Consider the following 18,011-nt stretch of genomic DNA (forward strand, 5'->3'; position numbering starts at 1 on the left):
ATTTAGTACTTCGTAATATTTTTAAAAAGTGCTTTGTGCTTGCTGCTGACATGGCTTCGAACATGAGTTCGGTATCCCTCTTTAAACCAACTTCTAACCGTCGCATAAAGTCCTGAGGTTCTACCACTCAACTCACTATCAAATGCACCGGTTTTACTACCCTGACGAACCAAAGGTGGGTGTGTCCAAAAAATATTGTACTCTAATGTCGTTCGCTCATTACCAATATAACCATCAATAGGTGCGTCGGTTATATTGTTTTCCATATGCTCTACCATTGCGCGAGCAAAACTAAGGTCATAAAGCAAACCACCAGTAAGCTTGTTCGTTTTACACAAGTACAGATGTTGATTTGGAACTCTTACTGATGTGGGTACTAAACTCGACGCCTCTTCAATATTTACAAGATACTTTTCTTCACCAGCAAGCTCGCTTTGGAAAGCTTCTAGTTGCTCAATAAAATCGCTATTTAGAAAAGCATCATCTTCTAACACTAATACTTGTGGAATTTGTTCTTCTACGACTTTTTTCATCACTAAGTAGTGCTTATAAAAGCAAGACTTCTCAGGGAGCCTCAGTGAGTCGTCAAAAAAACCATTTCTAACCTCATCAGATAGATCATCGATATCACCAGCTAACATATATTCGTAATCAGTGATGCCCACTTCTGGCAGGTGCTTATCTATATGTTTTCTACGTTCTTCGTAGCCTTTGCTTACATGAATAACAAAAGTTTTGATCATGGTGATGTCTCAATATTGGTTGACTGATTATTGGTGGCTGAATGATGTATCAATTGGAGTGTTTGTTGTAACGCACCTTGATTCTGTTGAACTATACCATAGCCTATTCGCCCTTTTTCAATTAACTCTTTAGGCTTGGATAATGCACTGATCATTTGTAAAGCAAGCTCATTCTCATCGGCTACAACAGACAGTGCGCTCGAGTCGATCAATTGATTCGCCAGGTCTGCAAAATTGAAATAGCTCGGCCCTGTTAAGCAGTATTTTTGAAGCAGCGCAGGTTCGATGAAGTTATGTCCTCCTACTTTCTTTCCAAGTAGGCTTCCTCCCATAAAAACAAGATCGCTCGCAGAAAGCATAACCATAAGCTCTCCCATCGTATCCCCCAAGTAGACGTCGACATCGAGCGGTATCTCGTCAACAACTTCGGTTCGACGAACCAAAACTAAGCCTTGGTTTTTGGCCAATTCAGCAACTGAATCAAACCGTTCAGGGTGACGAGGCACTATCACTAACAGCAATTCTGGCCGTTGGATTTTGGCTTGTTGGTAAGCTCTAAAAATTTGTTCATCTTCGCCCGCATGAGTGCTCGCGGCGACAACAATCTGCCTACCCTGCCCCAAAATATCTTTAAGATGCTCGCCTTGTGCGATTACATTATTATCAATCGACACATCGTACTTAATTGACCCTGTGACAATGACTTTTTCGCTCGGCGCACCTAGTAACTCAAATCGAGATTTATCATCAGAGTGTACTGTCAATATTAAATTTAACTTAGAGATAGTCGGATAAATTAACGAACTCATTTTTTGATAATTACTGGCTGATTTTTCGGATAATCGTCCATTAACTAATATCATCGGAACATCATTTTTAGCAACGGTGTTAATGGTGTTTGGCCATAATTCCGTTTCAATAATGAGCATGTTATCTGGCTGAACGCGGTTGATAAAACGTTGAACACACCAACTAAAATCAATAGGCATATAACGATGGCTAATCGAACCGCTCATCTTTTCGACCTGCTCAGCGCCTGTACTCGTTGTTGTAGTGATCAGTATTCTTTTATCTGGGTTTTGTATCGCCAGTTGTTCAACTAACTTCTTACTCGCCAGCACTTCCCCTACTGAAACAGCATGAAGCCAGATCACGCCCGACTGTCTATTATTGATCGACGGTGTAAACCCGAAATGCTCTTTCCAACGACGACCAAAAGGTGGTTTGTTTGCTTTGGAACGATATAAGCCCCAAAGCAGGATAGGGCTTACAAGGAAAAGTAACGCGGTATAGGCCCAACGAACGACAGTGCTCATATGACGACCTTATTTATATTTTGCCTTGGGAAATTACATCAAACTGCTCAATAGCACTAATGACTCTACTCGGCATTAACTCAGTTAGGCACTTTAGGTGCTGCTTGGGACAAGTTCGTTCAAAGCAAGGTCGGCACTCAATATCGGTATTGATGATCGCCAGTTTGTTCGTTAGCGGAGGCGTATATTTAGGTGAACTAGAGCCGTAAACAGCCACGACATTACAGCCCACCGCAGCGGCCACATGCATCAGCCCAGAATCATTGCTAACGACAGTACGACAAGCCCCGATCAAGTCTACAGCCTGAATTAAGCTCGTATCTCCAGCTAAATTGAAGCAATGCTGCTGCATATTAACAGGGACTTGTTCGATTATCTTTTGGGTTACTTCACGATCTTTAGCCGAGCCAAACAACCACACTTGGTAACCTTGTTTTGTCATCGCTGTCGCTGCTGTTGCAAAGTGATTATCAGGCCAACGTTTCGCAGGGCCAAACTCAGCACCAGGACATAAACCAAGGACAGGCCTTTGATTGTTTAAACCAAATTGCTCCATAGCCTCTTGTTGGCTGGAGTCAACAACTTGTAGGCTTGGAAAAGGTAATGATGACAATTCACCTAAACAACCACTACCCGTCATTTCAGCTTTAGGGTGCGCTAACGCTACATATCGCTCTAACATGTATTGAAACGCTTTTTTATTGGTTCTAACGTCATTAAGCAAACCAAAACGCATTTCACCTTTCCAGCCAACTCGTTCAGGAACGCGTGCAAACAGGGGAATTAAAGCTGATTTCGCGGAGTTAGGTAATACGTACGCTTTATCGTACTGTACTTCCCTCAACGATTTGCCGATCTTATAACGAGATTTCAGATCAAATTGCCCATGCCCTAGTGGCATTTCAAGAGCTTGATTGACTTGTGGCATTCTTTCCAAAATAGGCTTACACCATGCTGGCGCTAAAACATCAATTTTTGCGTCAGGGTACTGCGTCTGCAACTCAATATATAAGCCTTGAGACATTACCATGTCTCCAACCCATGATGGGCCAATAATCAGAATTTTCATTTGTCTTGCTCGTTAATAGCGTGTTCGTGAGTAGCTTGACCAGATAGTCTAAAATATTCTTGAAGTGTTTTAATGCAAACCAATTTTTCTAGTTGTTCATCTTGGAAAGGAGCAAGGTATTCATGCGCATTTTTGATCATCTGTTCAGACTCTTTAGGGTTGTCTAAATAGTATTTAATTTTTTGCTCAAAATCCGACCAGTCATCCTTCACCTCTACATAATGTATGCCTGGCTGCAGAGTGCCTTCCATAAACCACGTTTCAAATTTCATTTTTGGAGTAACGACAAGTGAGTTTGAAGACATTGCCCATTTCAAGTTTGATGCAACATCGTTCCCTTCAAGACAAATAATGAATTTGTATTGAAGCTGCTCTTCTACTGTCATAAATGGCTGTTGCCACTCTGGGTGTTGCTCTGAAGTATTCGATTGACCTGCATTCATCAGTGGATGACCATACAGAGTTTCCATAAAACGAATTCTATGTGGTTGAGTCACAGCACCACGAAACACGGCCATATTTTTTTTATCAGAAAAACTTAAGCTATCATCCACGAATCGGAAATGACGACGCTTATCTAATTTAAATAGTACAGAGTTACTATTGTTCCCATCAATCGGACGAGCTTTAAATAAAGTTGGAACTGGCTCTATATGCGTTTCATCACCAAAGTAGTAACTGAAACGAAAGTACTTTGGAAAATAATGAAGAAACTCTTTAAGATCAAAGAAATAAGATGTATAACCTTTTCGAGAATAATTACTAATCTCGCAGCTTAAACTAGCCTTATCAAAGTCGCCGAGCCCTTTTACGTAATAATTTACTCTGCTTTTTATATAGTCAGCTTGATCGGAATATGACTTTTCCAGCTTTTCAAACTGTTTTGAAAAATACAAACGAGGTGCGATAGAGAGCAAGGCATGTTTTAGATAATAAAATATCTTCATAGTTTCTCTTTATATTTTATTTTTGCGTAATGTAACGAAGGCAAAGTCAGCAGCCATAGGCAAGGAATTATCAACAAAGCTCTAGAGGTAGACTCTGCCTTTAAAAATGAAGACGACAAGTTCCACAATAATATCCGTAATTTTATCAGATAAAGTGCCCTAGACACAGCTTCAAGTGATATCAACTTCTGTATTGAGAAGGACACATCTATACCTGACAGCTAGAGCAATAAAACGTGTTTCTTTGCCCGATTTTAAATTCCTGAATCAGCTCTTCACAGTTAGGACACTGTTGACCAGCCTTACCATAAACCTGCAGCTCTTGAGCAAAATATCCCGGTTTTCCATCCGCTTGGGCAAAGTCTTTTAGCGTTGTTCCACCCTGTCTGATAGCCGTCGTGAGTACTTGCTTGATCTCTTTAGTTAACAAGAGCCACTCTTGTTTTGTAACCTTACTTGCAGAGCGCAAAGGATTAATACGTGAAGAAAATAGCGCTTCGTTGGCGTAGATGTTACCCACACCGACCACTACTTTGTTGTCCATAATGAACTGTTTGACGGCCACTTTACGCTTGGCGGCTTTTTCAGCAATATAGTCAGCGTTGAAGTCGTCAGTTAGTGGTTCAGGGCCAGAGCCTAGTAGCACAGAATGAACCTCATCCGGCGCCGACCATAACCACGCACCAAAGCGACGCGGATCGTTGTAACGCAATACCTTGCCATTGGTGAGCTTGAGATCCACGTGATCGTGTTTTGCTGGCGGGAAATCTGCGTCTAACACGCGCAATGAGCCAGACATCCCAAGGTGCACAATGGCTGTTCCAGTCTCGGTTTCTATCAATAGATACTTAGCTCGGCGTGAGATAGAGCGAATCACCTGCCCTTCTAATCGCTTAAGTTCTTGAGGGATATCCCAACGCAGTTTAGGTGTACGAAAAGTCAGAGTTTTAATCTTCTCACCGACTAAATGAGGCGAGATCCCCATGCGGCTTACTTCAACTTCGGGTAATTCAGGCATAGTTAGTCGTCCGATTTAGGTGGTTTGTCTGATATAGATAGCTTGTCTGCTTTAAAAAGATGGTCTGACTTAAATGAATCTTCTGAGCTAAAACTTGGAAACAGGTAGCTCTCTTCAATAGACACCGCCAACCACTGATCATTCCAGTTTTTTAACAACCAGAACTCCGGCAATTGATAATAGGTAATACGCTGGGGCTCTTCTTGATCTTGATACCACACTTCAATGGTGTGCGGGGTATTCAATTGTGGTGAGAGGTCGGTATAGGTTTGAGAGTCAACTTCAGTGCCCACAAGTTCCTGCCACCTCTGTGACAGCTCTTGTGCACTGGTAGTTTGAGGAAGCACTGTGTCTTTAAATTGATAAGCCCAATGATCGTCTTCTAATACAACTGACCACTTGGCAAAGTGCAATGCCTGGAGCTCTGCTACTGGATTCAGGAGATAAGGATAAGGGCTATCAACCTGCGGCTCAGGCTCGATAAGGTACGCTTTGATCAAAGTTGGAAGGTTTAACACGCCAATAAAAGCGATCACACTGAACATGAGTATGTTGTTCCACCGGCGTCCACGATATCTCATCTGATTCTGCTCATCTAACCTATTGAGTAATCAGTATATCGTGAAAGTGGCAAAACTTTCTATGTTGTACGGTTTTCTATCTATCAGACGCTATATCAAACAAGAATAATTGAGTTACTCAAATTTTAGATATAAAAAACCCAGCTATAAGCTGGGTTTTTAATTTATTCTTCTATAAAAGAAGAGACAAAGGGGCTATCAATTACTTGATTTTAGCTTCTTTGTACATAACGTGCTGGCGAACTACTGGATCAAACTTTTTGATCTCAAATTTGCCTGGCATGTTACGCTTGTTCTTGTCAGTTGTGTAGAAGTGACCAGTTCCAGCAGAAGATACTAGACGGATTTTCTCACGAATGCCTTTAGCCATTGCTTAATTCCTCTTAAACGTTTTCGCCACGTGCACGGATATCAACAAGAACAGCATCGATGCCTTTCTTATCAATAATACGCATGCCTTTAGCAGTTAGACGTAGTTTAACAAAACGTTTTTCGCTCTCTACCCAGAAACGGTGAGTTTGTAGGTTCGGCAGAAAACGACGCTTGGTAGCATTGCGTGCGTGTGAACGGTTGTTACCCGTTACTGGACGCTTACCAGTTACTTGACATACTCGGGACATGAATGTCTCTCCAAATCGTTTCAGCTCGATATCAACCTTGGTGGCCGAACCTCTCTATCAATTCTGAAAATAGAGGTAAAAACCATAATGGAAAATCCATTCAAGGCTATCAAAGGTCGCGTATTATACTAACTTGACATGCATTGCTCAAGACCCGAACAGATCCTTTTTAAGGATTTCGTGATCTTTTTTTGAACAGGGCAGCTATTTGAGTAATCAGAGCTGATTTAAGGTTCTAAAATGTGGGCGGAATGATAGCAGATTTAACGCAACTAACAACCTAAAATGTGATTCAAATCCATCCGCGCTCTGCAAAAGAGATAACTTCGCCATCTCCAACGACAAAATGGTCGAGAATTCGGATGTCCACTAGTGCCAATGCGTCGGTTAATCTACGTGTAATTCGCCTATCTGCTTGGCTTGGCTCTGCGACACCGGAAGGATGGTTGTGCGCTAGGATTAATGCTGCTGCATTATGATGAAGTGCCCGTTTAACCACTTCTCTAGGGTAAACAGATGCTGCATCGATGGTTCCTTCAAACATAACTTCATCTTTTATTACTCTGTTTTGGTTATCTAGGAACAATATATAGAAGGCTTCTCGCTGGCGATCACGCAATATACTCGAAAGATACAACTTGGTGTGACTTGGGCTAGTTAATGCATCCCCTCTAGATAAAGTCTCGCCCAAATAACGTTGCGTCATCTCCAAAACAGCCTGCAACTGGACATATTTCGCCTGCCCCATCCCTTTATGGGCACAAAATTCGGCCTCCGTTGCAGAAAAAAGATAGCGAAGTGAACCAAAATCTTTGATCAACTTGTCTGATAGCTCTAAAACGTTCATTCCTTGTGTGCCCGTTCGAAGAAATATAGCTAACAACTCTGCATCACTTAAGGAGTCGGGGCCTCTACTCAGTAACTTTTCTCTTGGCATCGACTCAACAGGCATTTTACTTATAGGCATATAAAGGCTATCTAGGGTGATGAATACGATCCATCAGCCTAATCCGTTTGTCTACGGAGAGCTTCCACAGCTTTATAAAGAAGACTAATGCCTAGCAAAACCGTGTAATTGATAAGTTTGATAACATCAACTTGATGAGTGTCAAACCTGTTCCAATTCTGCTTCTAGGCACTAATCCTTTGTTCTGATATCGTTAGTCCCAGAGAAATTAAGGAACAGAATCATGCAAACATTGGTTAATCAACTGGATAACGCTGACCAACAAGGCCTAGCTGGAAAAAAAATCCTACTTGGCATTAGTGGTGGTATCGCAGCTTATAAATGTGCCGAACTGACTCGACGCTTAATCGAACGTGGTGCGCAGGTACAAGTCGTCATGACTAATGCGGCTAAGGAGTTCATTACTCCTCTCACCATGCAAGCTGTCTCTGGAAGGCCAGTATCTGATAGTTTGCTTGATCCTGCTGCTGAAGCTTCCATGGGGCACATCGAACTGGCGAAATGGGCTGACCTAGTCTTATTAGCACCCGCAACCGCAGACCTTATTGCGCGTATGACCGCAGGCATGGGTAACGACCTACTGACCACTTTGGTTTTAGCAACCGATGCGCCAGTTGCGGTATCCCCAGCAATGAACCAACAAATGTACAGCCACCCTGCAACTCAAGAGAACATCGCAACGCTAAAACGTCGTGGATGTGAAATCTGGGGTCCGGCAGCTGGTGAACAGGCCTGTGGCGATGTTGGTATGGGGCGTATGTTAGAGCCAATGCAACTGGTCCATCGTTGTGAAGACTTCTTCCAACCTAAACCTCTGACTGGCCGTTCGGTGTTAATTACTGCGGGTCCAACTCGCGAAGCGATCGACCCAGTTCGTTACATTACCAATCATAGCTCGGGCAAGATGGGCTATGCACTGGCTGAAGCGGCCGCGAAACAAGGTGCTACGGTAACTCTAATTAGTGGCCCTGTATCACTCGCGACACCAAATCAGGTTAATCGCATTGATGTAGACAGCGCACAACAGATGTTTGATGCCGTGAGTGCCAATGCTGCTCAGCATGATATTTTCATCAGCTGCGCTGCGGTTGCCGATTACCGCCCAGAGACCATTGCAGACCAGAAGCTTAAAAAAGTCGATGGTAAAGATGACATGACCATTCAAATGGTTAAGAACCCAGACATTGTGGCTTCCGTTGCCTCAATGACTGAAGATCGTCCATTTACTGTCGGCTTCGCAGCAGAAACTCAAGATGTCGAGAAGTATGCGCGCGGAAAATTGGAAAGAAAGAACCTCGATATGATTTGTGCTAACGATGTCTCTGTCGAAGGCCAAGGCTTTAATAGTAGTAGTAATGAGTTGCACCTTTATTGGAAAGGTGGCGATAAATCTCTACCTCTAGATAGCAAAGACTTTCTTGGTTTCCAGATCCTTAATCAGATCCAACAGCTTATTGACGTATAAACGCACAATTTTACCCTGACAATACGCTGACACCTCTCGATTCTGTTGACCTAGGTCTTACAAAACTAGGAACAGAATTGAATGGTGTTTATAATCCTGCTTCACTCAATCCTCATCTTTAGGAAAGGAAGTAAATAGATGGCCGGTACTCGAAAATCAAACCGTCGTGAAGAAATCCTGCAAGCTCTAGCACAAATGTTGGAATCGACCGAAGGTGCTTCTCGTATCACAACGGTAAAGTTGGCCAAGCAAGTTGGTGTTTCTGAAGCTGCGTTATACCGCCACTTCCCAAGCAAAGCTCGCATGTTTGAAGGCTTGATCGAGTTCATTGAAGAAGCGTTGATGTCTCGAATCAACCGAATTCTAGATGAAGAGAAAGACACACTAGAGCGCATACGCCTAGTGCTACAACTTATCTTGGTTTTCTCAGAACGTAACCCAGGCCTGACTCGAATTTTGTCTGGTCATGCTCTAATGTTTGAAAATGAACGCCTGCGCGATCGCATCAATCAGCTTTTCGAACGTATTGAGACGCAACTTCGTCAAATTCTACGAGAAAGAAAGCTTCGCGAAGGGAAGTCATTCCCGGTTGATGAAAAAATCTTAGCGGCTCAATTGTTAGGTCAGGTTGAAGGAAGTTTAAATCGATTTGTTCGCTCGGACTTCAAATATCAACCGACAGCGAACTTTGAAGAGTATTGGGCACTTCTGAGTGCACAAATCGAATAGTAATCAGCATTAAGCCAAATATATGAACAAAACCACATATGATAAGCCTGAATTTTCACTCTTACTGCTTCACCCTAAATACTGGCCCGTATGGCTAGGCTTTGGGTTGTTGGCTCTAATTGTTAACCTGCTACCTTACCGTGTGTTGCTCTCCTTGGGGCAGCAACTTGGCTTACTAGGCGTGCGTTTTGGTAAAAAACGGGTTGATATTGCAACTCGTAATATGGAGCTAGCCTTTCCTGAAAAGCCCATAGAAGAAATAAATCAATTAGTTAAAGAAAACTTCAAAAATACTGGATTAGCGTTGATTGAAACCGGCATTACTTGGTTTTGGCCTACGTGGCGATTTAAAATGTTGCTGGTTGATAAAGATACTGCAGTAATGAGATCGCATAGCAAAAACGGTAAAGGCGTTCTACTTTGTTGTGTGCACGCTCTCAACCTTGAAATTACCGCTCGCGCTTTTGCCGTACTCGGACAACATGGATATGGCGTGTATCGCCCACACAACAACGCTGTATATAACCTTATTCAGTTTTGGGGCCGAACCCACAATGGCAATCTGACTATTGATCGTAAAGATGTGAAAAAGATGATACGTGTTCTGCGTAACGGAGATCGCCTATTCTATCTCCCTGATCATGACTACGGTCGCAATAAATCTGTATTCGTACCTTTCTTTGCAGTAGAGGATGCAAGCACCACCACTGGAACCAGCATTTTGGCTTACACCAGTCGATGCGCGGTCGTTATTGGGTCTGGCTTTAGAAATGCCGACGGTAAATATGAAATCATGGCCGACGAATCAATCGAAGATAACTATCCGCAGAAAGATGAAAAAGCGGCAGCAGCGTATATGAACCGCTATCTTGAGAAGATTATCTTAAGAGCCCCAGAACAATGGATGTGGCTACACAAGCGCTTCAAAACCATGGAAGATCCAGAAGCGGAAAAAGGCATTCGTTACAAGTAAGCGAGCCTTGTTCTGTCCAATAAGATTTAAGTAAAAAAATGCCCGAAAGAGTTTCATCTCTCGGGCATTTTTCTTTTTTAAGCTCTAAACCTAAGGCACTAAACTATTAGGTTCAACTTCTTCAGTTTACGAATTAGATTCCGTATTGAGCTCGGTACGCTTTTACTGACTCTAGGTGTGCTGCGTCGGTGCCTTTCTCTTCAAGGAAAGTAACCAAGTCAGTCAGGCTAACGATTGAGATAATCGCACAACCAAAGTCACGCTCAACTTCTTGAATCGCAGACAACTCTCCTTTGCCCTTCTCTTGACGGTCGATAGCAACAAGCACACCCGCTAAATCAGCGCCGTTTGCTTGGATGATTTCCATCGACTCACGAATCGCAGTACCAGCAGTGATCACGTCATCTACTAACATGATGCGACCTTCAAGTTCGCTACCGACTAGGTTGCCACCTTCACCGTGGTTCTTTGCTTCTTTACGGTTGAAGCAGTAAGGCGTGTCCACATCGTGGTGATCAGCAAGTGCAACCGCTGTTGTTGTTGCGATTGGGATACCTTTGTATGCAGGGCCAAATAGTACATCGAACTCAATACCTGAATCTGCTAATGCTGCTGCGTAGAAGCGACCTAAGCGTGCTAGGTCACGACCTGTATTAAACAATCCAGCATTGAAAAAGTAAGGGCTCTTACGGCCAGACTTTAAAGTAAACTCACCAAACTTAAGTACTTCTTTCTCTAGTGCAAATTCAATAAATTCACGTTGATATGCTTTCATGTTCTTCCTCTACGTTTATTCAATAAAACTTAACTTACGCTCTGCACTACCCTTTCGGGTTTTACAGACAAAAAAATAGCTCCTGTGAAAGGAGCTATCTAAAAACTATTCTGCTAACGCCGACTTCTGCGCTTCGACGATATCGGCAATGCCCTTATTTGCCAGGGCTAAAAGCTGCATCAGCTCTTCGTGGCTGAACGGTTCGCCTTCTGCGGTGCCTTGAATCTCAATCATCTTACCGTCTTCCGTCATTACAACGTTCATATCGGTATCTGCTGCTGAGTCTTCAACGTACTCAAGGTCACACAGTGCTTGTGCACCAACGATGCCCACTGAAACTGCCGCTACGTGGCCTTTCATTGGGTTCTTCTTCAGTTTGCCACTTGCTAGTAGGCTGTTGATAGCATCAGCCATTGCAACGCTTGCACCTGAGATAGAAGCAGTACGAGTACCGCCGTCTGCTTGGATAACATCACAATCGACAGTGATCATGATTTCACCCATTACTTTCAGGTCAACAACAGCACGTAGGCTACGAGCGATCAGACGTTGGATTTCCATCGTACGACCACCTTGCTTACCGCTCGCCGCTTCACGACGGTTACGAGTGTGCGTTGCACGTGGAAGCATGCCGTATTCAGCCGTTACCCAACCCTTTCCTTGGCCTTTCAACCAACGCGGTACGTTTTCTTCTACCGTCGCATTACATAGAACTTTAGTGTTGCCGAACTCAACTAATACAGAACCTTCAGCATAAGCTGTGTAGTTACGAGTAATTTTAATTGGACGAATTTGATCTACAGCGCGGTCATTTGGACGCATTGGTATCTACCTTATTAACAGTCTGAAGTGATTTACTATCGAAAGAGTGCATCACCTAAGAAAGGGGTGAGACAGTTTTGATTGGGGCAAGATTATATAGCAGTTTATCTTTCAAATCTATTTACCATTCAAAGTGGCCTACTACTTAAGGCGACTTACGACTCAAAGATACTTACCGTGAAGGCTATTTATAACGGAAAATCGACAAGCTTCGGGAGCACACCATATCGTGATACTATGCGTGCGCGTTATTTTCAGAATGATAAAAGACAGGAAAATTCGATGATTTATAGTATGACCGCGTACGCGCGCAAAGAAGTAAAAGGCAATTGGGGTACAGCAGTATGGGAAATCCGTAGTGTAAACCAACGCTACCTAGAAACTTACTTCCGTATGCCTGAACAGTTCCGTGGTTTAGAGCCAATCCTACGCGAGCGTTTCCGTAAGCGTCTAGCTCGCGGCAAGGTTGAATGTAACCTACGTTTTGAAGCAAACCCAGCAGCGAAAGGCGAGCTAAGCATTAACGAAGGTTTGGCTCAGCAAGTAATCAATGCTGCTAACCAAGTAATGACGATGACAGGTGAAGACAGCCGTTTGAACCCATTCCAAATCATGAACTGGCCTGGCGTAATGGAAACGCCAGAGCAAGACATGGATGCCATCAACAAAGACCTACTTGAAGCATTCAACGATGCCATCGCAGAATTCATTGACGCTCGTGCTCGTGAAGGCGAAAACATGAAAGCGCTCATCGTTCAACGTTTAGATGCAATCACTGAAGAAGTCGTTAAAGTTCGTGCACGCATGCCTGAGATCTTAGAGTGGCAACGTGAGCGTCTTCTTACCAAGTTTGAAGATGCGAAAATTGAACTTGAAGGTTCTCGCGTTGAGCAAGAGCTTATCCTACTGGCTCAGAAGTCAGACGTAGCAGAAGAGCTAGACCGTTTAGACTCTCATGTGAAAGAAGCAAATGTAGTACTGAAGAAAGGTGGCGCTTGTGGCCGTAAGCTTGACTTCATGATGCAAGAGTTCAACCGTGAGTCAAACACGCTAGCATCTAAGTCTATCAGCACAGACATCACAGCATCGGGCGTTGAGCTTAAAGTTCTTATCGAACAGATGCGTGAGCAGATCCAGAACATTGAATAATAGTTCGTCAGTAACACACTGTGGATAGCCACTAGCTGAATCAGTGTTGATTAGATCAAGATAAGCTCCTAGTTTTAGGGGCTTTTTTTATGGATACAATAATGACAATCAGGATGACTAAGTGAGCAGATTATCACGCAGGAGATGTACTTAGCACAAAAGATAGATACAGCGATAGATAGAACAGAGCAGGTGTGCAAAAGGGTTTTTAATATTTAGAGGAGGTATTGCAAGTGGAGAAGAGTGTTACTGTAAAACTGAGGGAAAACTGGTTTTAGAGAGAAAGTGACGCAAGTTGCTAATGCAACCTGCGTCGACTTAAAATCTTATAGAGCTACAACGTTTGCAGCTTGAAGACCTTTTTGGCCTTGCTCTACTTCGAAAGACACTTGTTGGCCTTCTTTAAGAGTCTTGAAACCTTCAGAAGCGATTGCACGGAAGTGTACGAATACGTCAGCGCCGCCGTTGTCTTGAGTTAGGAAACCGAAGCCTTTCTCTTCGTTAAACCATTTTACTACGCCGTTTGTTTTGTTAGACATGATGTGTCCCTTATATAAAAATAAAAAATTAATCGCCAAAAGTGCGATGCGCTGAAAGCTTGAATTATTTAATGTATCTATGAAGCCAAGGGAAACACTGAGAATAACAATGAAGCAATACTAAGGGTTTTACTTTACAACTGGATGTTTCATTTAATAACCCTGAAAACAGAGCAAGCACATTCTTGGTGATCCTGACCAGGTTGTAAAGCGTTATTTGAATAAAATGACTATTTTTTGTTCAATTAACTTCTATTCAGCCCCACAACATCACTGAACTTCATTTACAAAGCTATGATCTGAAGAAATTTACTCTTCCGCGGTTTGGTTCGGGCAACACACACGGCCAGTAATAATGTCCTACTAGAATCAAGAGTACGACAAAAGCAAAAACACGCGCCGTGGTAGCACTCTCCACGTAACTAAACTACCTGTATCTTCACACCTAGTTCTCGTAAAGCATCAAGCACCTTAGGGTCAGCGCCGTCATCTGTAATCAATGTGTCAATCTGAGAAGCGGTAGCGAGTAACTTCCCACCATGCTTACCTACTTTGCTGCTATCTATCAGAGCCACAATACGATCACCATACTCCAGCAGCTTTTTCTCTGCCATATAGACCAATAGATCAGAGGTATGCACACCAGCTGTCGTAACACCCGTACCCGTAAAGAAGACAAAACGACTTTTATGGTCATCTGCTGCTTCTTCATCTGGAGAAATAGTGATCTGACGTTCGGGTAGATATTGGCCACCAAGTATGATGATACTTTGATGATCTTGACTAATCAGCTGATACGCCAATGGCATAAAATTCGTCACAACTTGCACATCACGATGCGCTAAATGCTCTCCCATCAAAAAAGTCGTATTGCTACCACTCACAATAATACTGTCGTGTTCTTCACACATATCTGCCGCAGCTTTAGCAATTCGCTTTTTCGCTACATAGCTTTCTATATCTGTTTCGCAGGGGATAAAGCTGCTTGGTGCATGAGTTGCGGCTAGGGACGAGTCAAAATTGATTACCTCTGCCCCATTACGGATTTTTTTCAGCCTCCCTTCTTCCGCCAACTTTGTAATGTCCCGACGAGCTGTAGATAAAGAGATATCTAACATCTTCACATAGTCATTTGTCGTTATAAACGTATGACTCGTTAGATGATCTAACAAGCTTCTATGACGCTGAGCTTCATTCATTGTTCATACCATTAAGTTCTTTTGAATTATTTTGACGCATTATGAACTTTTGAGCAATTAGATTCTCAAAATGAACTCTTTTGAATTAATTTGACTCTAAATGTGTGATCTAAACCATTATTTTGTTCATAATAAATCAAAAATGACTTTACGTGACCGAGCTTGACCACTTATAGTCAATTCGCGTCATGAAAAGTCACTGGAGAGTAAAATGAAATACCAAGCAGTAATGATTGATTTAGATGGAACACTGTTAAGTGATGCTGAGCAGATCTGCGTGACTAACAAACAAGCGATTTGTCTTGCCGTTAATAATGGATATCAGGTGAGCTTGGCGAGTGGTAGACCGCACCAGCTGATGATGCCATATGTTGACCAGCTTCAATTGTCGCTACCAATCATCTGCTGCAATGGTGCCTATATTTATGACCCTAAAACACAACGTGTTCAACATCAGCACATAATTAGTCATGAATCACTAACGGGTCTGTTGAGCTTACTGAATGATGGACATTTCGCCTTCACCATCTATTCAAGTAAAGGCATCTTTGCTCAAAAAGAATCAACTCATACAAAGGGTTTAGAAAAAAAGGCTGAGGTTATTAATGCCGCAATGGAGCTGCAGATTATCCCAACGCTGACCGAACTCATCGCTCGCAGTGGCGATGTCTACAAAGTATTAGTGTCTAGCCAAGACAAAGAATCTCTAAACCAGTTACGAGATTCCTTAAAAATGCACTTCCAAGCTGACTTATCAACACCGAATAAATTGGACATTACGTCTAAAGCAGCCACCAAAGGCCACGCTCTTCAACAGTGGCTAAATGACCAAAGAATTTCATCTCATAACACCATTGCTTTTGGGGATGGGGACAACGATGCCTCTATGTTCCGACTTGTCGGAGAACCTGTCGCAATGGCTAATGCCAGCCCTGCTTTAAAAGGCATGGCTAATCTAATTGTTACCAATAACAACGGCTGTGGAATTGGCCAGTACCTTCGCTTGATAGTGCAAGAAGGCCAACACACATGCCAAAACACTTTTAGTTACTAAGGATAAATCATGAAAAAAGTAAAAATTGCCGCAGGATTAGCACACGTAGATTACGGCCACATTGCAGACGTAGTGAAAGAAGTATCTGATGCTGGTGCCGATTACATCCACTGTGATGCAGCAGATATGCATGACCTGAAAAACCTGCAATTGATGGGGGGGCATCAAATTGTTGAAGGCATTCGTCCTTACACTGAAAAGCCAATTGAAGTTCACGCTTACTTCAAAGATTGCGACAAATTATTTATCGATAAAATCGCTGCTGCTGGTGCAGACATGCTAATTCTACCAGCTGAGCATTTTATCGGTGCTCCTCTGTGTTACATCATTAAGTACTGTCAAAACCACGGAATGAAATTTGGTTTGACCGTTGGTGCATTAACGCCAGTGTCATTTGTTAAAGAATCTATCTACTACCTAGACCGTTTACACATTGTTATTCACGGTATTACTGATGGCGATGATGAATGGTTATGGCGCAAATCTGCGATTGCAATGATCCGCGAAGCACGTGAACTCATCAACGAACGCAACCCTAACTGTGAGCTATGTGTAGATGGCGGTATCCGTAACCACAACATCGAAGAACTGCTTAATGAAGATATTGATGTGATGGTTGCATCGACAAATATCTTTGGCCACAAAGACGGCATCACAGCAGGCGTTCGTGACTTCCGCGCAGCAATCGACCAACTGGAAGATAAAGCAGCGGCAGACACAAAAGAAGTCGAAACCGTTTAAGTAATTGCCTAGCGCAGTTTCTATCGAATCGATGCGCCACAGCAATCTAGAAATAACGGTGCTAAACCTACCCCCCTCTATGCTCGGGTTTGGCACCACTACCAAGGATTAAACCATGACACAGTTTCAACACTATCAACCGACCAAGCTAACCTTTGGTGCGGGTGAGATTCATAAAATAGGTCAGCTTATCGCTCAATATGGCACACGTTGCCTAGTAGTATCCGAACCTATTTTTGATGCAGTAAAGCCAGCCTATGACCGCATTTTTACTTTGCTTTCAGAGCAAGGAATTGAAGTGACTCATTTTGATGGTGTCGTACCGAATCCGCCTACAACCGTCGTTGAACTTGGCCGCCAAGTGGCCATCGGAAATAACTGTGATGTGGTTTTGGCCATTGGTGGTGGTTCATCGATTGATACAGCAAAAATCATTTCGGCAACGATCAATGCAGAGTCTCTAGATTGGGCCCATTGGTTTGCCACTTATGATTCACCGTTTGGGGACGTCAACCCACTACCCGCGAAAGTCGTACCTTTGATCGCTGTACCTACAACATCGGGAACAGGCTCTCAAGTGACGCAAGCGGCAGTGATTACCGACCTTGAACAACATGCAAAGCTAACACTGTTTCACCCTGAATTTTTCCCTTGTGAAGCGTTAATCGATCCAGAGCTCATGCTGACACTGCCTCCACGTATGACAGCTATGACCGGATTTGATGCTTTTTCACATGCGTTTGAATCATTTACGGGTACTCGACCATCTCCATTTGTTGATGGTATGGCGTTAGAAGCAATGAAGCTTGTCATTGATCACCTACCTAGTGTTGTCGACAACGGTGCAGATTTACATGGCCGCTGCCAACTCGCGAAAGCAGACACACTTGGCGGGATCTCGCTAGCTAATGGCGGTGCGGGGGCACCACACCCTTTAGGCGAAATTTTAGGTAGTAGCAAAACAAACCTACCACATGGGTTAACACTCGCAGTGGTTTATCCAGCTTATGTACAACTTCAATGGCGCAAGCAACCAGAGAGATTTGCTCAAGTGGCTGAGTTATTTGGTGCTGTGGGAAGTACCGAAGAAAAAGCTCAATCATTAGCGGCTGCTCTTGTGAAATTCCTTGAACGTATCGGTCTTGAATCGAACTTAACTCAAGTAGGTGTCACCAAAGAAGATGTTCAAAAGTTGGAGCCGGCTTTTTGCTTTGATCTACCACTAACCAGTGGTGAAGAAATGAAAAAAGTATTGCAGGCCAGTTTGGTTGAATAAGCGACAGTCACAAATTCACGTTTGTCAT

Annotated in this window: 20 protein-coding genes; 7 read left to right on the forward strand and 13 right to left on the reverse strand. The window is 43.1% G+C overall.

Annotated elements, in window-relative coordinates; translation table 11 throughout:
• Positions 1-2: 2 nt before the first annotated feature.
• From ACED25_RS09120 to radC, 9 genes are all read right to left on the reverse strand, one after another.
• Positions 3-743 (reverse strand): glycosyltransferase family 25 protein, encoded by a 741-nt coding sequence (locus ACED25_RS09120; RefSeq protein WP_371695129.1) that lies wholly within the window; start codon positions 741-743, stop codon positions 3-5.
• Positions 740-2,059, reverse strand: a complete 1,320-nt coding sequence (gene waaA, locus ACED25_RS09125) for a lipid IV(A) 3-deoxy-D-manno-octulosonic acid transferase (protein WP_371695130.1) — start codon at positions 2,057-2,059, stop codon at positions 740-742. The genes ACED25_RS09120 and waaA overlap by 4 nt, the downstream gene beginning before the upstream one ends.
• 13 nt (positions 2,060-2,072) lie before the next feature.
• The gene (gene waaF / locus ACED25_RS09130; RefSeq protein WP_371695131.1) at positions 2,073-3,128 is read right to left on the reverse strand and encodes a lipopolysaccharide heptosyltransferase II; all 1,056 of its coding nucleotides are present in this window, start codon (positions 3,126-3,128) and stop codon (positions 2,073-2,075) included.
• Positions 3,125-4,075 (reverse strand): glycosyl transferase family 90, encoded by a 951-nt coding sequence (locus ACED25_RS09135; RefSeq protein WP_371695132.1) that lies wholly within the window; start codon positions 4,073-4,075, stop codon positions 3,125-3,127. The genes waaF and ACED25_RS09135 overlap by 4 nt, the downstream gene beginning before the upstream one ends.
• A 208-nt stretch (positions 4,076-4,283) precedes the next feature.
• The gene (gene mutM / locus ACED25_RS09140; protein ID WP_371695133.1) at positions 4,284-5,093 is read right to left on the reverse strand and encodes a bifunctional DNA-formamidopyrimidine glycosylase/DNA-(apurinic or apyrimidinic site) lyase; all 810 of its coding nucleotides are present in this window, start codon (positions 5,091-5,093) and stop codon (positions 4,284-4,286) included.
• Between the two features lie 2 nt (positions 5,094-5,095).
• A complete protein-coding gene (locus tag ACED25_RS09145; RefSeq protein ID WP_371695134.1) occupies positions 5,096-5,674 on the reverse strand; it encodes a hypothetical protein in 579 nt (192 codons plus the stop codon).
• Positions 5,675-5,876: 202 nt separating this feature from the next.
• On the reverse strand, positions 5,877-6,044 hold the full coding sequence (gene rpmG, locus ACED25_RS09150) for a 50S ribosomal protein L33 (RefSeq protein WP_002535344.1): 168 nt from the start codon (positions 6,042-6,044) through the stop codon (positions 5,877-5,879).
• Between the two features lie 13 nt (positions 6,045-6,057).
• Positions 6,058-6,294 (reverse strand): 50S ribosomal protein L28, encoded by a 237-nt coding sequence (gene rpmB / locus ACED25_RS09155; protein ID WP_004728407.1) that lies wholly within the window; start codon positions 6,292-6,294, stop codon positions 6,058-6,060.
• Positions 6,295-6,586: 292 nt separating this feature from the next.
• Positions 6,587-7,261, reverse strand: coding sequence for a DNA repair protein RadC (gene radC / locus ACED25_RS09160; protein ID WP_371695135.1), 675 nt, complete (start codon positions 7,259-7,261; stop codon positions 6,587-6,589).
• Between the two features lie 223 nt (positions 7,262-7,484).
• On the opposite strand from radC, the gene coaBC reads away from it, so the two are divergent.
• The 3 genes from coaBC to lpxL all read left to right on the forward strand — a co-directional run bounded on the left by coaBC (position 7,485) and on the right by lpxL (position 10,428).
• Positions 7,485-8,726: a bifunctional phosphopantothenoylcysteine decarboxylase/phosphopantothenate--cysteine ligase CoaBC gene (gene coaBC, locus ACED25_RS09165; RefSeq protein WP_371695136.1), complete on the forward strand. Its 1,242-nt coding sequence runs from the start codon at positions 7,485-7,487 to the stop codon at positions 8,724-8,726.
• Positions 8,727-8,864: 138 nt separating this feature from the next.
• Positions 8,865-9,455 carry a nucleoid occlusion factor SlmA gene (slmA, locus tag ACED25_RS09170; protein ID WP_017100198.1) on the forward strand — a complete coding sequence of 197 codons (591 nt, stop codon included), beginning with the start codon at positions 8,865-8,867 and terminating at the stop codon, positions 9,453-9,455.
• A gap of 22 nt (positions 9,456-9,477) precedes the next feature.
• A complete protein-coding gene (gene lpxL, locus ACED25_RS09175; RefSeq protein ID WP_371695137.1) occupies positions 9,478-10,428 on the forward strand; it encodes an LpxL/LpxP family Kdo(2)-lipid IV(A) lauroyl/palmitoleoyl acyltransferase in 951 nt (316 codons plus the stop codon).
• Positions 10,429-10,561: 133 nt separating this feature from the next.
• On the opposite strand, the gene pyrE is transcribed toward lpxL, so the two are convergent.
• Both pyrE and rph read right to left on the reverse strand, forming a co-directional pair.
• Positions 10,562-11,203: an orotate phosphoribosyltransferase gene (gene pyrE, locus ACED25_RS09180; RefSeq protein ID WP_004735727.1), complete on the reverse strand. Its 642-nt coding sequence runs from the start codon at positions 11,201-11,203 to the stop codon at positions 10,562-10,564.
• A gap of 105 nt (positions 11,204-11,308) precedes the next feature.
• Positions 11,309-12,025, reverse strand: a complete 717-nt coding sequence (gene rph / locus ACED25_RS09185; RefSeq protein WP_019826449.1) for a ribonuclease PH — start codon at positions 12,023-12,025, stop codon at positions 11,309-11,311.
• A 282-nt stretch (positions 12,026-12,307) separates the two neighbouring features.
• Between rph and ACED25_RS09190 the strand changes: the two genes are divergently transcribed.
• A complete protein-coding gene (locus tag ACED25_RS09190; protein WP_122046779.1) occupies positions 12,308-13,174 on the forward strand; it encodes a YicC/YloC family endoribonuclease in 867 nt (288 codons plus the stop codon).
• A gap of 326 nt (positions 13,175-13,500) precedes the next feature.
• On the opposite strand, the gene ACED25_RS09195 is transcribed toward ACED25_RS09190, so the two are convergent.
• Together ACED25_RS09195 and ulaR are read right to left on the reverse strand one after the other, a co-directional pair.
• Positions 13,501-13,713, reverse strand: a complete 213-nt coding sequence (locus ACED25_RS09195) for a cold-shock protein (protein WP_004735656.1) — start codon at positions 13,711-13,713, stop codon at positions 13,501-13,503.
• Between the two features lie 422 nt (positions 13,714-14,135).
• Positions 14,136-14,912, reverse strand: a complete 777-nt coding sequence (ulaR, locus tag ACED25_RS09200) for an HTH-type transcriptional regulator UlaR (protein WP_012603034.1) — start codon at positions 14,910-14,912, stop codon at positions 14,136-14,138.
• Positions 14,913-15,123: 211 nt separating this feature from the next.
• Between ulaR and ACED25_RS09205 the strand changes: the two genes are divergently transcribed.
• From ACED25_RS09205 to ACED25_RS09215, 3 genes are all read left to right on the forward strand, one after another.
• A complete protein-coding gene (locus ACED25_RS09205; RefSeq protein WP_371695138.1) occupies positions 15,124-15,966 on the forward strand; it encodes a Cof-type HAD-IIB family hydrolase in 843 nt (280 codons plus the stop codon).
• 9 nt (positions 15,967-15,975) lie between these two features.
• A complete protein-coding gene (locus ACED25_RS09210; RefSeq protein ID WP_012603032.1) occupies positions 15,976-16,707 on the forward strand; it encodes a ribulose-phosphate 3-epimerase in 732 nt (243 codons plus the stop codon).
• Positions 16,708-16,822: 115 nt separating this feature from the next.
• A complete protein-coding gene (locus ACED25_RS09215) occupies positions 16,823-17,983 on the forward strand; it encodes an iron-containing alcohol dehydrogenase (protein WP_371695139.1) in 1,161 nt (386 codons plus the stop codon).
• Positions 17,984-18,011: the final 28 nt, after the last annotated feature.

This window comes from Vibrio sp. 1F263, from assembly GCF_041439035.1.
GTDB classification, from domain to species: domain Bacteria; phylum Pseudomonadota; class Gammaproteobacteria; order Enterobacterales; family Vibrionaceae; genus Vibrio; species Vibrio tasmaniensis_A.

What these genes read in the sequence shown, in the direction of transcription:
- ACED25_RS09120 (WP_371695129.1), bottom strand. Translation starts at nt 743, where the DNA reads ATGATCAAAACTTTTGTTATTCATGTAAGCAAAGGCTACGAAGAACGT.
- waaA (WP_371695130.1), bottom strand. Translation starts at nt 2,059, where the DNA reads ATGAGCACTGTCGTTCGTTGGGCCTATACCGCGTTACTTTTCCTTGTA.
- waaF (WP_371695131.1), bottom strand. Translation starts at nt 3,128, where the DNA reads ATGAAAATTCTGATTATTGGCCCATCATGGGTTGGAGACATGGTAATG.
- ACED25_RS09135 (WP_371695132.1), bottom strand. Translation starts at nt 4,075, where the DNA reads ATGAAGATATTTTATTATCTAAAACATGCCTTGCTCTCTATCGCACCT.
- mutM (WP_371695133.1), bottom strand. Translation starts at nt 5,093, where the DNA reads ATGCCTGAATTACCCGAAGTTGAAGTAAGCCGCATGGGGATCTCGCCT.
- ACED25_RS09145 (WP_371695134.1), bottom strand. Translation starts at nt 5,674, where the DNA reads ATGAGATATCGTGGACGCCGGTGGAACAACATACTCATGTTCAGTGTG.
- rpmG (WP_002535344.1), bottom strand. Translation starts at nt 6,044, where the DNA reads ATGGCTAAAGGCATTCGTGAGAAAATCCGTCTAGTATCTTCTGCTGGA.
- rpmB (WP_004728407.1), bottom strand. Translation starts at nt 6,294, where the DNA reads ATGTCCCGAGTATGTCAAGTAACTGGTAAGCGTCCAGTAACGGGTAAC.
- radC (WP_371695135.1), bottom strand. Translation starts at nt 7,261, where the DNA reads ATGCCTATAAGTAAAATGCCTGTTGAGTCGATGCCAAGAGAAAAGTTA.
- coaBC (WP_371695136.1), top strand. Translation starts at nt 7,485, where the DNA reads ATGCAAACATTGGTTAATCAACTGGATAACGCTGACCAACAAGGCCTA.
- slmA (WP_017100198.1), top strand. Translation starts at nt 8,865, where the DNA reads ATGGCCGGTACTCGAAAATCAAACCGTCGTGAAGAAATCCTGCAAGCT.
- lpxL (WP_371695137.1), top strand. Translation starts at nt 9,478, where the DNA reads ATGAACAAAACCACATATGATAAGCCTGAATTTTCACTCTTACTGCTT.
- pyrE (WP_004735727.1), bottom strand. Translation starts at nt 11,203, where the DNA reads ATGAAAGCATATCAACGTGAATTTATTGAATTTGCACTAGAGAAAGAA.
- rph (WP_019826449.1), bottom strand. Translation starts at nt 12,025, where the DNA reads ATGCGTCCAAATGACCGCGCTGTAGATCAAATTCGTCCAATTAAAATT.
- ACED25_RS09190 (WP_122046779.1), top strand. Translation starts at nt 12,308, where the DNA reads ATGATTTATAGTATGACCGCGTACGCGCGCAAAGAAGTAAAAGGCAAT.
- ACED25_RS09195 (WP_004735656.1), bottom strand. Translation starts at nt 13,713, where the DNA reads ATGTCTAACAAAACAAACGGCGTAGTAAAATGGTTTAACGAAGAGAAA.
- ulaR (WP_012603034.1), bottom strand. Translation starts at nt 14,912, where the DNA reads ATGAATGAAGCTCAGCGTCATAGAAGCTTGTTAGATCATCTAACGAGT.
- ACED25_RS09205 (WP_371695138.1), top strand. Translation starts at nt 15,124, where the DNA reads ATGAAATACCAAGCAGTAATGATTGATTTAGATGGAACACTGTTAAGT.
- ACED25_RS09210 (WP_012603032.1), top strand. Translation starts at nt 15,976, where the DNA reads ATGAAAAAAGTAAAAATTGCCGCAGGATTAGCACACGTAGATTACGGC.
- ACED25_RS09215 (WP_371695139.1), top strand. Translation starts at nt 16,823, where the DNA reads ATGACACAGTTTCAACACTATCAACCGACCAAGCTAACCTTTGGTGCG.